15 protein-coding genes and 1 riboswitch are annotated in these 14319 nt (G+C 59.8%); of the genes, 6 read left to right on the top strand and 9 right to left on the bottom strand.

The window, feature by feature from the left end:
- Positions 1–29 precede the first annotated feature (29 nt).
- Positions 30–1397, bottom strand: coding sequence for an MFS transporter (locus U5A67_RS13325; protein ID WP_321814782.1), 1368 nt, complete (start codon positions 1395–1397; stop codon positions 30–32).
- Positions 1398–1521: 124 nt separating this feature from the next.
- Positions 1522–2226, bottom strand: a complete 705-nt coding sequence (locus U5A67_RS13320; RefSeq protein ID WP_321814783.1) for a Crp/Fnr family transcriptional regulator — start codon at positions 2224–2226, stop codon at positions 1522–1524.
- A gap of 113 nt (positions 2227–2339) precedes the next feature.
- On the opposite strand from U5A67_RS13320, the gene U5A67_RS13315 reads away from it, so the two are divergent.
- Both U5A67_RS13315 and U5A67_RS13310 read left to right on the top strand, forming a co-directional pair.
- The gene (locus U5A67_RS13315) at positions 2340–2753 is read left to right on the top strand and encodes a thioesterase family protein (protein WP_321814784.1); all 414 of its coding nucleotides are present in this window, start codon (positions 2340–2342) and stop codon (positions 2751–2753) included.
- Positions 2754–2788: 35 nt separating this feature from the next.
- Positions 2789–3562, top strand: a complete 774-nt coding sequence (locus U5A67_RS13310; RefSeq protein ID WP_321814785.1) for an SDR family oxidoreductase — start codon at positions 2789–2791, stop codon at positions 3560–3562.
- A gap of 129 nt (positions 3563–3691) precedes the next feature.
- Here U5A67_RS13310 and U5A67_RS13305 read toward each other — a convergent pair whose 3' ends face one another.
- Positions 3692–4144, bottom strand: coding sequence for an Lrp/AsnC family transcriptional regulator (locus U5A67_RS13305; RefSeq protein WP_321814786.1), 453 nt, complete (start codon positions 4142–4144; stop codon positions 3692–3694).
- A 123-nt stretch (positions 4145–4267) separates the two neighbouring features.
- Between U5A67_RS13305 and U5A67_RS13300 the strand changes: the two genes are divergently transcribed.
- Positions 4268–4807, top strand: coding sequence for an RBBP9/YdeN family alpha/beta hydrolase (locus tag U5A67_RS13300; protein ID WP_321814787.1), 540 nt, complete (start codon positions 4268–4270; stop codon positions 4805–4807).
- A 121-nt stretch (positions 4808–4928) separates the two neighbouring features.
- Here the strand turns inward: U5A67_RS13300 and U5A67_RS13295 are convergent, their stop codons facing one another.
- From U5A67_RS13295 to U5A67_RS13280, 4 genes are all read right to left on the bottom strand, one after another.
- Entirely contained in the window at positions 4929–5957 is a 1029-nt protein-coding gene (locus tag U5A67_RS13295; RefSeq protein WP_321814788.1) for a GNAT family N-acetyltransferase, read from the bottom strand.
- 346 nt (positions 5958–6303) lie between these two features.
- Positions 6304–6519, bottom strand: a complete 216-nt coding sequence (locus tag U5A67_RS13290) for a hypothetical protein (protein WP_321959707.1) — start codon at positions 6517–6519, stop codon at positions 6304–6306.
- Between the two features lie 639 nt (positions 6520–7158).
- A complete protein-coding gene (locus tag U5A67_RS13285) occupies positions 7159–8826 on the bottom strand; it encodes a Na/Pi cotransporter family protein (protein WP_321814789.1) in 1668 nt (555 codons plus the stop codon).
- A gap of 189 nt (positions 8827–9015) precedes the next feature.
- A complete protein-coding gene (locus U5A67_RS13280; protein WP_321814790.1) occupies positions 9016–9642 on the bottom strand; it encodes a DUF47 domain-containing protein in 627 nt (208 codons plus the stop codon).
- Between the two features lie 214 nt (positions 9643–9856).
- Positions 9857–9927: riboswitch (Fluoride riboswitch) on the top strand.
- Between the two features lie 79 nt (positions 9928–10006).
- Between U5A67_RS13280 and U5A67_RS13275 the strand changes: the two genes are divergently transcribed.
- Entirely contained in the window at positions 10007–11386 is a 1380-nt protein-coding gene (locus tag U5A67_RS13275) for a voltage-gated chloride channel family protein (protein WP_321814791.1), read from the top strand.
- Positions 11387–11591: 205 nt separating this feature from the next.
- On the opposite strand, the gene U5A67_RS13270 is transcribed toward U5A67_RS13275, so the two are convergent.
- Positions 11592–12146: a DUF3455 domain-containing protein gene (locus U5A67_RS13270; protein ID WP_321814792.1), complete on the bottom strand. Its 555-nt coding sequence runs from the start codon at positions 12144–12146 to the stop codon at positions 11592–11594.
- A gap of 163 nt (positions 12147–12309) precedes the next feature.
- Here U5A67_RS13270 and U5A67_RS13265 point away from each other — a divergent pair, with 163 nt between their 5' ends.
- Both U5A67_RS13265 and U5A67_RS13260 read left to right on the top strand, forming a co-directional pair.
- A complete protein-coding gene (locus U5A67_RS13265) occupies positions 12310–12897 on the top strand; it encodes a helix-turn-helix domain-containing protein (RefSeq protein ID WP_205986747.1) in 588 nt (195 codons plus the stop codon).
- On the top strand, positions 12894–13424 hold the full coding sequence (locus U5A67_RS13260) for a GNAT family N-acetyltransferase (protein ID WP_205986708.1): 531 nt from the start codon (positions 12894–12896) through the stop codon (positions 13422–13424). Before U5A67_RS13265 ends, U5A67_RS13260 begins: the two co-directional genes overlap by 4 nt.
- Positions 13425–13571: 147 nt before the next feature.
- Here the strand turns inward: U5A67_RS13260 and U5A67_RS13255 are convergent, their stop codons facing one another.
- Positions 13572–14312: a helix-turn-helix domain-containing protein gene (locus U5A67_RS13255; protein WP_205986707.1), complete on the bottom strand. Its 741-nt coding sequence runs from the start codon at positions 14310–14312 to the stop codon at positions 13572–13574.
- Positions 14313–14319: the final 7 nt, after the last annotated feature.

Raw genomic sequence — 14319 nt, 5'->3', positions numbered from 1 at the left:
AAAGAACAGGAATGGCGATGGCAATTCGATCAAGGCGCGTTCGAATCGTCGCCGGGACCAACCCGGACTGCGCTTTTGGGCAGGCCCAGCAGGATCGTGAGACCGCCGCCGATGACAACCGCGGTCAGGGCAAGCAGGCCCATCTGGATGCTGCCGGTCGCGCTTTTGATCCAGCCGATCAGCGTCGGGCTGAAGAATCCGCCGAGGATCCCCAGCGAGCTGATGACGGCGATCCCTGCCGCAGCCGAGTCCCGGCCAAGGTAGGTCGGCGGGATCGACCAGAACAGCGAGCCGCCGCCGAAGATGAAGAACGAGGCCACGCACATCAGGACCATCACCGGTACGACAGCGGTGCCGAGGAACGAGGTCAAGGCGAGCACCACGACGCCCAGAACCAGCGTGCCGCCGACATGCCAGCGGCGCTCCTTGAAGCGATCCGAACTGCGGCTGATGACGAGCACACCCAGCGCACCGAAGAGATAAGGCACGGCCGTATACCAGCCGATCGTGGCAAGCGGGGCGATGCCCAGCCCTTTGATCATCGTCGGCAACCAGAACGTCAGCGTGTAGACGGCGCAGGCGCAGCAGAAGTAGACGAAAGCCAGCACGTAGGTTTTCGGGTCGACCAGCGCCGCGGTGAGCTTGCCATGATGGCCAGAGCGGGATTTGCCGCCGTGATCGGCATCGAGGACCGACTGCACGAGCGCTTTCTCGGCATCGTTCAGCCATGGAGCGCTAGCCGGGCGGTTTGGAAGCATGCGATACAGCACAATCCCCAACAACACCGTCGGCAAGCCTTCGACGAGGAACAGCCATTGCCAGCCGTGCATGCCGCCGACGCCTTCCAGGCGGCTCATGATCGTGCCCGAAAGCGGTCCGCCGAGCACGCCTGTGATCGGCATGCCGAACAGGAACAGACCCGTCACGCGGCCGCGGCGCTGGCTCGGATACCAGTACGTCAAATAAAGAATGATGCCGGGGAAAAAGCCCGCTTCGAACAGGCCGAGCAATAACCGGATTCCATAGAATTGCCACGGCGCCGTGACGAATGCCGTGGCGGCGGATGTGAGGCCCCACAGCACCATGATCCGCAGGAAGGTGAGCCGCGCGCCGATCTTCTCGAGCAGCAGATTGCTTGGCAGTTCGAACAAAAGATACGTGACGAAGAAGATACCGGCTCCGAGTCCATAGACCGCGTCGGAGAAGGCAAGGTCCTGCTTCATCTGCAACTGCGCGTAGCCGATATTGATGCGGTCGAGGAATGCGCAGACGTAGGCGATCAGAATGAGCGGCATCACGCGCCAGCTGATCTTTTGAAAGACGGCATCTTCGGCCAGTCGGCCTGACGGGCTCTCGAGCGGCGCGGCTGCTGAGGACAGCGAATGGGCGCGATTCATTGCGTGTCTCCTGATGTATGACACGCATTATTTCGGGCCGGCGTGAGCGCGACTGTCTATGGCGCGACAGTTCGGGACAGCGTAAACACCGATCCGTGCGGGCACCCGAGCACCCGAGGCGACGTTATCCGGCCAAAGCGCGCAGCCCGGGCAAATCGACCACGACGATGCCCCCGTATTCGGTGTGCACGAGGCCTGCGTTCTTGAAGCGGGTCATGGCCTTATTGCACGTCTGTCGCGACACGGCGGCGAGATTGGCGAGTTCTTCCTGCGATAGCGCCAAATGCGCGACGCCACCCGGATTGGACAGCGGCTGCACCATTCCCACCAGCGCCCGGGCGACGAGACTGTCGGTGTCGAGCAGGCCGTTTGCGGCAACGGCGCCCATGAACCAGTGCAAGCGTTCGTTAACCTGAAGTAGCAGGAACTCGTTGAACGAGGGTTGCTGCTCGCGAAGCCAGTTGAAGGTCGTGCGGGGAATTTGCGCGACACGGCTGTCACGCAGGGCGATGAGATCCGATTCGCGCGGCGCGTTGCGGATCAGCGTGCCCTCGCCGAACCAGCTGCCGACCGACTGCCCGCCCAATGTCACCGTTTGTCCGTCGCGAGCGGTGATCGACCACTTGATGAGGCCTTCAAGCACGCCAAACCAGGCGTGTTGCCGTTCGCCGTGAAGGCTCAAAGACTGACCCGTTGCAACGGCGCGCTCCGACGCTTCGGTGCGTACGCGGGCCTGCGCGGTTGCATCCAGGCGGGCAAACCACGGCGATTGCGTGAGCAGTTCGTCGAGCGTAAGCGATAGCGTGACCATCCGCTTTTGCCGGGTCATTGCGATCCCTCCGCATGGAGCGCAGAGCCGCCGACGCGAAATGTCGCCGCATCGACAGTGTGGCGCGGACAACGCGCGCACAATGGCTGGACTGGAATCAGGAGCATGGATTCGTGAGTAAAGTGACTATCTATCGTATCGACGTGCAATTCGGCGATTGCGACCCGGCGGGCATCGTGTTTTTTCCGAACTTTTCGCGCTGGATGGACGCCGCGTCGCACGATTATTTTATACAGTGCGGCCTGCCGCCATGGCGTGAAATGCAAGCGCTGCCGAATTGCATCGGTGCGCCGCTGCTGGAGATTCACACGCGCTTTCACACGTCTGCGACTTACGGCGAACGTCTGGCCGTGCATACGCGCGTCGAGGAATGGCGGGGCAAAGTGTTCATTCAAAGCCATCGCATCATGCGCAACGATACGCTGATCTGCGAGGGTAGCGCGACTCGCGCCCTGTGCATCAAGCAGGACGATGGACGGCTCAAGGCCGTCGGTGTGCCTGAATTCATCCGCGCCGCGTGCGATTGAGCGGCGATCATGATCGAACTGGAAAGGAGGGTTTCATGACCACATCGACAGGACTGCGCGTGCTTGTCACCGCCGGCGCCGGCGGAATCGGGCGCGCGATCACCGAAGCTTTCGTAGCGGCAGGCGCGAGCGTTCACATCTGCGATATCGACGAAGCTGCACTGCAGCAGATGCAGGCGCAATTGCCGGGCCTCACGACATCGGTGTGCGACATCGCCGATCGCGCGTCGGCGTCGCGTATGGTCGCCGACGCGGCGTCCGCCCTGGGCGGCCTGGACGTCCTGATCAATAACGCGGGCATTGCGGGACCGACCGCGAGCGTCGCGGACATGGACCCGGACGCCTGGGAAGCTGTACTGCGTTTGAATCTGACCGGCACGTTCACGGTGACGCAACACGCCATTCCGTACCTGAAGCAATCGCGCGCGGGCGTCATTTTGATCATGTCATCGCTGGCGGGCCGCTTCGGTTATCCGAATCGCAGTCCTTACGCCACCACCAAGTGGGGCCTCATTGGTTTCACCAAAACCTTGTCGCGGGAACTGGGTGAATTCGGCATACGCGTCAACGCGATCTTGCCAGGCGCCGTGGAGGGGCCACGTATCCAGCAGGTGCTCGCGGGTCGTGCGTCGGCAAACGGCCGCACAGTCGCGCAGGAAGAGGCGGCTGCGCTCGCCAATCAGTCGATCAAACATTTCGTGAATCCGGCGGAGATCGGGGCGCTCGCTGTCTTTCTGGCATCCGATGCCGGACGTTCCATTTCCGGGCAATTGATTCCCGTTGATGGCGATTCGCAAAGCGCGTCCTGAAGCCAGGGCAAATATTCGTGACTCTTTTTTGTGGCTGGCTCATTGATTTCAACGTTGGCCGCAAAGTCGCGAACGCAGGAACGCTCAGATAGCGCGCAAGGGGCCTCGCTACAAGCCGGCCCCTCAAAGCTACGACCCTCGGATTACTTTCGGTGGATAACTCGCCAGCACCACGCTGGTCGTTACCGGCCCAAATTTCGCCAGTGAGTCGATCGCAGCTTCGAGCTGCGCCATATCCTCGACCACAATGCGCACCACGAAGCAGTCTTCGCCAGTGATGCGATGCGCCTCGACGATTTCCGGCGAGGCTTCGAAAGCGCTCAGGCAATGCTTGATCTGCGCATGAGTCGTGCGAATCCGGACGATGGCCGCAATACCACGGCCCACGAGGCCTGGGTTGATCCGGGCCGCGTAGCCCTCGATGACGCCGTGTGCCTCCAGTCTTTTGATACGCGCGGTAACGGCCGGCTGCGAAAGTCCGATCTGCTTGCCGAGTTCGGTATTGCTGATTCGCGCGTTACTCTGGAGAGCCTCCAATATCCGCCAGTCGAGCCGGTCCAACGTTACCTGCTTAGGTTTCATTTGTGCACCCCGCCAAATTCGTTATCTTTGACGGCTTTTAGCCGTCAATTCATTTGATCTGGGATGTTGCCAGAATCCGTGCGCTTTTACACTGGATGTTCATTCACCACGGAGATCTGGCAGATGGACGACGCTGTTTTTATTGTTCCAGGGATTGGCAATTCCGGGCCATCTCATTGGCAAAGTATCTGGGAAACGCAGCATCCCGAGTGGCGGCGACTTGCTGTCGAAGATTGGGATCGGGTTGCGTGTAGCGAGTGGGTGACTGCAATCGATCGACAACTTGCGCAAAGCGCAGAAGAGCCTGTCATCGTTGCACACAGCCTTGGATGCCTGGCGGTCGCGCATTGGGCGTCTCGCCATTTTCGGCGGATTCGCGGTGCTCTGCTTGTCGCTGTGCCCGATCCCACGGCACACGCCTTTCCCGTTGCGGATGCAACCGGATTTTTGCCGCTACCACTGGAACGGCTGTCGTTTCCCACTATCGTCGTGTCCAGTTCCAACGATCCCTATGGAAGTTTGGATCTTGCGCGTCGTTGCGCTGCTGCGTGGGGAAGTCGATTCGTCGACGTTGGAGAAAAAGGCCATCTCAATGCGAATAGCAATCTGGGCGGCTGGCCTGAAGGATTCGAATTGCTTCAATCTCTCGATCAGCGAAGGTGAGCTTTTCAACAGTCAAAGGCGCAAGGTCGAGTGTCGATTCAACCTTGCCGGGAACCGACTTGCAGCGCCTGATAAAAGGAATGACTCTGTTGTGGGCCCAGTCCTTCCTTTAACACGGAGTTCAGAGCGTGGGCGCAAACTCCTTGCTCGGCGCAATCCGTCGTTTGACCGCGCGCGCTAACGAGTAACCCGTGCCAAGCCGCTCGACGGCCAGGCGCTGGCGCAGCGTGGCGCCGAAAGCGCTGAGGAAGTGAAACGTCGAAGGGCTCGCGAAGCCGTCGAAATCAAATGTGAGCTTGCTCTCCAGCGCGCGCTGGATGCCGGTCCAGAGCAACAGGCTGATCGAGCCGCAATGTGCGTCTTGCACCCGCGATGTCAACAGATAATACGTCGCGTGACGGTCCCACACCAGGCCAATGGCCGCGACCAGCCTGCCGCCCGTTTCGTACACGCCGAGCAGGGTGCCTGCCTTGCGCTCGACGAACGCTTTGACAAGCTGGCGCATGACCTCCGACGAATAAGCATTGGTGCGCGAACGGGAAGCCAGATTGGCTTCGTAAAACTGAATGAATTCGCGCGGAGTTTCTATCGGCGCGACTGTGAGACTGCGTTGGGCGCCGCGAATCACATTGCGGGTCTTGGTGTCGAGACTCGCCCACGCATCGTCTGTCGAGCTGTTTGCATCGATCTGGAACGTGTAGCGCGCCGAGACCGAAAAGCCCTTGAGCGCAAAGGCAATCGCATCGTCGATACGCGGATCGAATACCTGAAAAAAGCTGTCGCAATCGGGAAGCTGCTCGATCAGTTTCGCCGTGACATCGTGACGATGATGCCGTTGGCACGCGTCGCTACCTGTCACCGGTTTGATCACGGGGCCGAGCGTGCGCGTGAGCGGCGGAAGATGCGCCACGCGCCACAGATGCTGACGCGTCGGCGTATAAGGCATTTCCCCGATGATCTGATTGTTGCGATTGACTGTTGCGAGTTTCCAGTTCCCTTGCGTGGCGATGTCGAGCCACCAGGGTTCGTGGAATATCGATAGTGCGCCGCTGGACGACAGCGGTGTAAACGGTGCAATCGTCGATGGCGCAATGATATCGCACGTTCTTGCGCGCTTGCCGAGTGAGGAAATATTATTGTCGCGTTTCACGAGTGACTCGCATGTTCGGCGCTAACGGCAAGCAGCGTGCGGATACAGCAGCGCCAAACCCACTTCCCCGACATCGGCTCTATGCAAGACATTCCCCGCAGATTCCCTGCCCGATGCACGACGCTCCCGCACGTTATCCGTCAGTTCCTTTAGGTATTTGTTCGATGGCCGGGTGACCAGGAATCATGAAAGGCAGTGTGTTTCTCCTGTGTCCAATTGCCTTTCGTGTTTAGTGCTCTCCGCCTCCTTCTTTTGCATTCTTCTGGGGATTACTTGCGCTTTGAATGGGTTCGACGCCAATGATTAAGCTTGCGAACCAGCGTTTCGCGTCGTTCGTTTCACGCAGCTAGCATATTTTATTGGCGACATTAGCGCAGCGTTTCCTGCCGCCTTTTACCAGGGCTATTCCGCCAAAATCGGCATCCACATGGATTCGCCTCGCCGTGAAGTAGCCGGAGACGCGCCAGTTGTCGCTGCGGTTTTGTCGTCGGCCGGTCAGGTCAAACTCGCGGTTGAAGTACGGCAGCCGTTGGCCAGGCAGGCACACGACGCCGATATTCAACGCTCAGTGACAGGCATTTGCCTGCGCGACTCGAACGCCCCAAGCTTGCTTCCATGCCGATGGGAGCAGCAAGCGGAAAATGTACTGGACGAGGAATAATGGCGCAGTTACTGTGAGCGACGGTTTTGTTAGAGCGATGGCGTTGTAGTATCGGCGGCTGGTCAACGAAGGCCAGAAGTCGCATCCTGCCATCGGCGGGGAACGGGAAGGCGAGACAACGGCGTCTCGAAGCGTGGGCACAGGGAAGCATTCCCGATGCGCGCTTCGGGGCGTTTTTTTTCATCAGTCGGAAACGCAACGACGCGCGCACGATGGATGAACCGGGTGGGGCACAGATGCGAACCAGTTGGATCGATTTTTTCGTTGTATTGGCAACCAGAACGCTATTGCCGGCGCGACCTGCGACGGGCGATGCCCCTGACTCAGGCTTCGTGCCGGATGTCGATCGATCGCAACGCGAGTCGGCAGACTGGCGGCCGGCATCGCTACGTCTGCGTGGCAGGGGACATCGCGCGGAACCTCACCGCCGATTTCGCGCGGGGAAGATGGGCCGGTCTTTGCCGGTGGTCTGTACGCGTGGCAACTGAAACGCCTGCATTGCAGGGTTTTTCCTGATCGCCCGAGGCATTGCGAATCCGATCATTCCTTCTGATGCAGGCTGTCTAGCGAACGCTTGCGAAGCCGGGTCTCGTGAAGTGCGCCTGCCGCGTCGAGTACCGGGTAGGCCGTCGAGCAAAAGAGTGAATTCAGCCTTTTCATATTGCTGATCAGATCCAGGTGCAAGGCACTCGTTTCCACGCTACGCAGTGCCTGTCCCGCAAGCCGGTCCAGATGCTTGTGGGAATAGACGCGCTCCAGATCCCGAAACCGTTCTTTTTCGGCGAGAAGCTGCTCGGCGCAGCGTAGATCGTTGTTGAGAAACACCGACAGCCCGAGACGGAGATTGCTCACGAGGCGCGCATGCAGATCGTCGAGTTCGCCCAGACCCTGCTCGGAAAAGGCAAGCCGCTGCGAGATCTTCTTCTCTTCGATATCGCTGACAATGCGTTCGATGATGTCGCCCGCATGCTCGAGATTGATGGTGAGCGAAATGATATCGGTCCAGCGGCGGCTCTCGGCTTCGTCGAGTTGCTCACGTGAGATCAGCGTCAGATAGTTTTTGACTTCGGCGTAGAGCTGGTCGACGTCATCGTCCATCCGCATGGTTTCGCGGGCGACGGCAAGATCATTGCGGCGGAGCAGTTCGGACACATTGTCCAGCATCACGCTGACGATGTCGCCAATGCGGAGCACTTCCCGCGAGGCATTCGCAAGGGCAAGTCCCGGCGTGACGAGCCCGGCAGGATCGAGATGCAACGGACGAAGTTCGCCGCTCGTCTGAGGACGGTCGGGCAATAATCTGCGGCTGATGGCAGCGACCCGGTCGACCACCGTGAGACACGCGCAACAGCGCACCGTGTTGTAGATGAGATGGAACCCGACCACTGCCTCACGCGGATTCGCAATCAGCACGGGCAGCACTTTGGCGAGCAGCGAAGCGAACGGCAGGATGATCAGCGCGCCGATCAGTTTGAACGCAAAGCTTCCTGCAGACAGGCGACGGGCCGCGGCGTTCTGCGGCAGGGCACTCATTAGCGCAAGCAGTCCGCTTCCCAGGTTCGCACCAACCACGAGGCACAACGCGACCTTCAGCGAAATGACGCCTGAAGAGGCAAGCGTCGCCGTTAAAAGAACGGCAGCGAGGCTCGAATACGAGAGCATCGCGAAGGCGGCGCCGACCAGCGCATCGAGCACAGTGTCGCCGGTCAGGGCGCTGAACATCACGCGCACACCCGCGCCCTGCATCATGGGTTGTGCGGCCTCTACGATCAGATGGAGTGCGAGCAGGATCAAGCCGAGCCCGATAATCGCTCGCCCCGTTTGCCCTGCGCGTGTCTGCTTGCGCGTGAGGAAAAGCGGTACACCCGCGAGTATCAGCAGCGGAGAAAGCCAGGACAGATCGAGCGTCAGCACCCGCGCCATGAGTGCGGTGCCGACATCGGCGCCCAGCATGATCGTCAGTCCGCTGGCGAGCGAGACCATGCCTTGCGCGGCAAACGACGTGATGATGACCGCCGTGGCGTTACTGCTTTGAACGAGGCTCGTGACGCCAACGCCGGCGAGAAAGGCCTTGAGCCGGCTACCGGTGCTGCGGCCCAGAATCGCGCGAAGGTCTGCGCCGAACACGCGCAGAATGCCGGTACGCACGATGTGTGTGCCCCATACCAGGAGCGACACACCGGAGAGGAGATTCAGAAGGATCAACACGATAGTCGACCGTCACATCATGGTTCATGCAACCTGTTGCTGGAATGCTCCTGGAACAGCGCCTGAGTGTGACAACAGTGTCACATAGATTGGGCGATTATTCGAGAATATTGCGGGCTGGGTTTCGCGTATCAAATCAGCCGGGTTGCAATCCACCATGCCATTGCGCCGGCTCCCAAGATCGCTCGCTCAGGCGTTTTCCAATACGATGCCCTCGATGATCATGGCGGCGTCCTCGCATTTGTCGGTGATGGTTTCAAGCAGTTCGTAGACGCTCTTCAGCTTGATCAGCGTCTTGACGTCCTCTTCTTCACGAAAGAGTCGCGAGATCGCAATACGCAGCAATCTGTCGACATCCGATTCAAGCTCGTCGATTTGCTTGCAGCATTGCAGGATCTGTTCTGCCTGTTTCATGTCGGAAAGCATGCTGACTGCCTGCTGAACCTGAATGGCGGTTCGTGTACTCAGACGCGCGAATTCGATTGCATCGTTGGGCAGCGCTGTTACGTCATAGAGCGTAATGGTGTTCGCGACGTCTTCGATGACATCGATGATGTCGTCCATCGTGTTGATGAGTTGCTGGATCTGGTCGCGATGGAGCGGGGTGATGAACGTCTTGTGCAGCAGATCGTTGCAGTCGCTGGTGAGCTTGTCTGCGGATTTCTCGATGACCTTGACGTTACGCCGGTGATGCTCGGCGTCCTCGATATTCTCAATGAGTTTTTCGAGCGCACGGCTGCCATCCACGATATAGCGGGCGTGAGCATTGAAGAGTTCGAAGAAATTGCCTGCTCCAGGCATGAATCGGCCGAACATAGGGCATCACCTCGGGTTCGATGAGTGCTCGCGCATCGTCACAAAAATGCCACATCTTATACTGCCATGAGTGTGATGCCCGATGTCGCCAAAATTCGCCGGCGAGTGATAGGCAGATAGCACTGATCCGTGGCCGGCCCGAGTAACGCGGATGAACTGGAACGCGTTTGGCACGTTACCAACGGTTGTTCGCTTCAACGCGTTCCTGTATATTCCTGCTACAGGAGATGGCGTTCCTCCTTTAACCACCGCGCTCAACTCGCGGTTAATGACGCCTACAGTTACCTGACTTTCGTTGGGGCTGTAGGCGCTCGCGTCCACATCTTCCCGTTGGTCAGGCCCTGGAACATCGGCTTATTGACCAATGCACAAATTCCCTCGTTTTGAACAACTTGAACTGCTGCCGTTTTTCGGCAAGTGGTTGCTGATTGCTTGCCTTGTTGCGGCGCTCGCGGGCAGCGCGTCGGCATTTTTTCTTGTCGCCCTCGATCATGCGACTGCGTGGCGCGAGGCCCATCGTTGGGCCATCTGGCTGCTTCCCGTTGCGGGATTCGGTGTGGGCTGGCTCTATCACAAGCTGGGCAAGCCAGTCGATGCGGGTAACAACCTGCTCATCGACGAAATACACGACCCGAAGAAGGTTGTGCCGCTGCGCATGGTGCCGCTCGTGCTGGGCGGCACGATCGTCTCGCATCTATTCGGCGCTTCGGTCGGACGTGAGGGTACTGCCGTCCAGATGGGCGGCGCGCTTGCGGATCAACTCACTCACGCGTTTCGCCTCGAACATGAGGACCGCAGAACTCTGCTTATGATCGGTATGAGTGCGGGGTTTGCGTCGGTATTCGGCACCCCGCTGGCCGGCGCGATTTTTGGGCTTGAAGTGCTCGCCATCGGGCGCATGCGTTATGACGCGCTTTTTCCCTGCATCGTCGCTGGCATCGTTGCCGATAAGGTTTGCCTCGCGTGGGGCGTTCATCATGTTCAATACGTTGTCGGCACGATTGCACCCATCGGTGCCTGGAGTATTGCCGCCGTTGTTATCGCGGGCATTCTGTTCGGTCTGACCGGCATGGCGTTCGCGACCAGCGCGCACAAACTGGGCGCGTTCGTGAAGAGCAAAGTCACTTATCCGCCATTGCGCCCGTTGATCGGCGGGATCTTGATTGCCATTGCGGTGTGGACGTTTGATGCCTGGCACTACATCGGCCTGGGTATTCCGGACATCGTTCGCTCGTTTCAACAGCCGATGCAGCCATGGGACTTTCTGGGCAAATTCGGCTTTACCGTTGCGTCGCTTGGGACGGGGTTTAAGGGTGGCGAAGTGACGCCGCTTTTCTATATTGGAGCCACGCTCGGTAATGCGCTTGCGCCGCTGCTGCATATGCCGTTTGCCATGATGGCCGCGATCGGTTTCGTCGCGGTGTTCTCCGGCGCCGCCAATACGCCGATCGCCACTACGATCATGGCCATCGAACTCTTTGGCGCTGATATTGGCCCGCTTGCTGCAATCGGTTGCGTGACTGCCTTTCTGTTTTCCGGTCACGCCGGCATCTATCGCGCGCAGCGCGTTGGGCATGGAAAGCATCGTAAATACAGGCGGTCGGTAGCTGGCGAGATGCGGATTGCTGAAGCAGGTCGTTTTCGTCAACAGACGCTAGCGACGGGAACACTTGTGACGAAGGTGGATGAGTCTCGTACTTCATCGGATGTAGCGGTGGAGGAAGTTCGGATAACTACTGAATAGTCGGCGTCTATGCGCTGCGAACGCTAGCGCATTTCCACAGGACCGGATGGGCGGCAAGCTGCATTGAGCGACGATCTGTGCATCTGCCTTTGCACGCCGCATCCGCTTGGCGTCGGCAACCGGTTCGTAGTTGGCAGCATGTTTTCCCATGAAGGTCGGATACCGTTGCGCCGTGAGCGCCTATACACATGCGCTCACAGCACATTCATTCGAGAAACACATACTCCGCGAGATAAGGGCTTCGTCCTTCCTCGCCCTCGCGCACGCAGGCGTGTGCAGGTGCCGCACCGCCGTGCGTGGCAAGCCGCTGCACGTAGCGCACGGTGCTCAGGAGGCCCGCGCCGCCCGCATTGGTGGCCGAGAGGAGGAGCATCGGGATCGCCGCGCTGTCTTCGGGATTAGCGGCGTGCTGCAGCAGTTTGCCCGTGATCCGGCTGCCATCAGGCGCTTCCCACGACGGCCCCGCGCCATGCCTGACGACGAGTTGGCCGTAGGCGTCGTAGAGATCGGCTTGCGGCGCCTGAAAGGTCCACGTTAGTTGATTGGCGGCATCGCGCTTGCACACGTAGATCTGCACGCCCGTTGCCGCGAGCGAGGCTACCACGTGGGTCACGCCGGCAGGCTGCAGCGCCGCTGGCACCGGCGTCTGGGCGTGCGCCAAAGAAAGCACTGCGCTGCCGGCCAGCGCCGTCGCGATCGCAAAGGTGCGCCGCATTGCCAGGCGCGCGCTACGGCCGCCTCTACGAATCGATTGAATCATGCCCTTTGTCCTCGATGAATGTCTCAGCGTGCCAGCCGATCATACCGGGAAAGCGCGGCAACACGCGGGCGCCATCGCGCCGAGGCCTTGCCGGAAGCGCTCGACGCCCGCCGCGAAACACAATTTCCATTGCAATGGAATAAAAATCCATTATACTGGATTCATGAATGTCGAAGCCCTGCTTGCCAAACGCGTGCGCGATCTGCGCAAGGGGCGTGGCCATACTCTGGATGAACTGGCGGAAGCGAGTGGCGTCAGCCGTTCGACGATCTCGCTGATCGAGCGCCAGGAAATCAGCCCTACGGCGGTTGTGCTCAGCAAGCTGGCCGACGCCCTGGGCGTCACCATGGCCGCGCTGTTTGCCGACGAACCGGAAGGCGTTGCCGAAGAACCGCTCGCGCGCCACGCGGATCAGCCCACATGGACGGACCCCGCCACTGGTTATCAGCGCAGGCACCTGTCGCCCGTGGGTTTTGAGTCGCCGCTCGAACTGGTGGAAGTGCGTTTTCCGCCTGGCGAGAGCGTGAGCTTTCACAACGTTGCGCGCCATGTGGTCACGCATCAGCAGGTCTGGATGCTGGAAGGGGAAATGGCCATCAGCGTGGGCGAGCAGGAATGGCACCTGAAAGCCGGCGATTGCCTCGCCATGGTGCTCGACCAGCAACTTGTTTTTCGCAACCCGGGTCGCAAGCACGCGCGCTATGCCGTGGCGTTGACCACAGTTTCAATGACACAAAGGACAACGAAATGAGCGATCACACCATCGTGCAATGCACCCATGAACGCCATGCCGATGCGATTCTGGCGATCCTGAACGACGCGATCGTCAATTCGACTGCGCTGTACGACTACAAGCCGCGCGACGCGCAAAGCATGGTCACCTGGTTCAATACGAAGCGCGCGGGCAATTTCCCGGTGATCGGTGTGGAAGATGCGCAAGGCACGCTGCTCGCGTTTGGCAGCTACGGCACGTTCCGCGCGTTTCCCGCTTTCAAATACACGGTCGAGCATTCGGTGTACGTGCATAAGGATCATCGCGGCAAGGGTCTGGGCCGCGTGATCATGGAAGCGATTGCCAACGCCGCGCGCGAGAACGGCGTGCACGCCTTGATGGGCGCCATCGACGCAACCAACGCCGGCAGTATCGCGCTGCATGAGCGGCTGGGCTACAGGCACGTTGGCACGCTGCCGGAAGTGGGTTTCAAGTTTGGCCGCTGGCTCGATCTGGCGTTTTACCAGTTGCTGCTGGAAACGCCGTTGAATCCTGTGGATGGCTGAAAACCAGCGCGTTGCGCTCTGGCGGCCGGATCGGTTTCGATCCGGCCGAAATATCGTTCGATTTTCAGATTCATACGATTAGATGATTCGGCATCTGAATCATATTTCCCGATGCGGAATGACGGGTTACGGATCTGGCGCACGCCACTAATCCGCTACACGTCTTAATTCCGCAAACATGCGCGGCTCCCATTCGCGCGTGCCAATGAGCAGGCCCGTACCCCGCCGGTGCGTCAACGGCGCCGATGCCGATTCGTCATGCAGCGCCGCGAACTTACTGCGCAGCCGCCGCAATTCCACCGACAGTTCCGCACGTGCCGCCTCGGTCAACATGCCCTGGGTGAATTCCAGCGATTCGCCCGCGCCGCCAAAACTATCTTCGAGAAAATCCCCAAGGCCGCGCGCCTTGAAATATTGCCGGATCGGGCCGCCCGGAATCCAGTCGAAGTCACGCGCCACCATCAGGCGAATGCGATCGCCGGGCAGGAGTGCAATCAGGCCCATGCGATCGAGCGCGAGCAGCAGCTTCAGACATTCCGCGCGCGTGAGCCGGTAAGTCGCGACGATATCGTCCACGGCCCAGTGGTTGAGCGCGCAAACCGTGACCAGCAACAGGCGTTCGTTCGACACCAGTTGCGCTTCCTGCGCCTGCGTGAGGATGCGCAGTTGCGGCACCGTTGCGGCCGCCTCCTGTACCAGTTCGGCCAGCGTGAAACCGAGCAGCCCGCAGATTTCCTCGAGCCGGTCGAGCGTGAAGCGCCCCTTCGAAAAGAGCCGTTTCACACTGGGCTCGGACACGCGCAGCGCGTGGGCGACGTCGCGATAGGTCAGGCGTCGCGCGCGTAACTGGCGCTTCAGCGTCTCAACGAGTTGGGTCGTTTCACTCATCGTAAAG

Origin of the sequence: Paraburkholderia sp. J69-1 (assembly GCF_905220255.1) — a bacterium.
Lineage (GTDB): Bacteria > Pseudomonadota > Gammaproteobacteria > Burkholderiales > Burkholderiaceae > Paraburkholderia.
The sequence above is the reverse complement of the archived record's forward strand: the minus strand, read 5'-3'. Positions and strand labels throughout refer to the sequence as shown.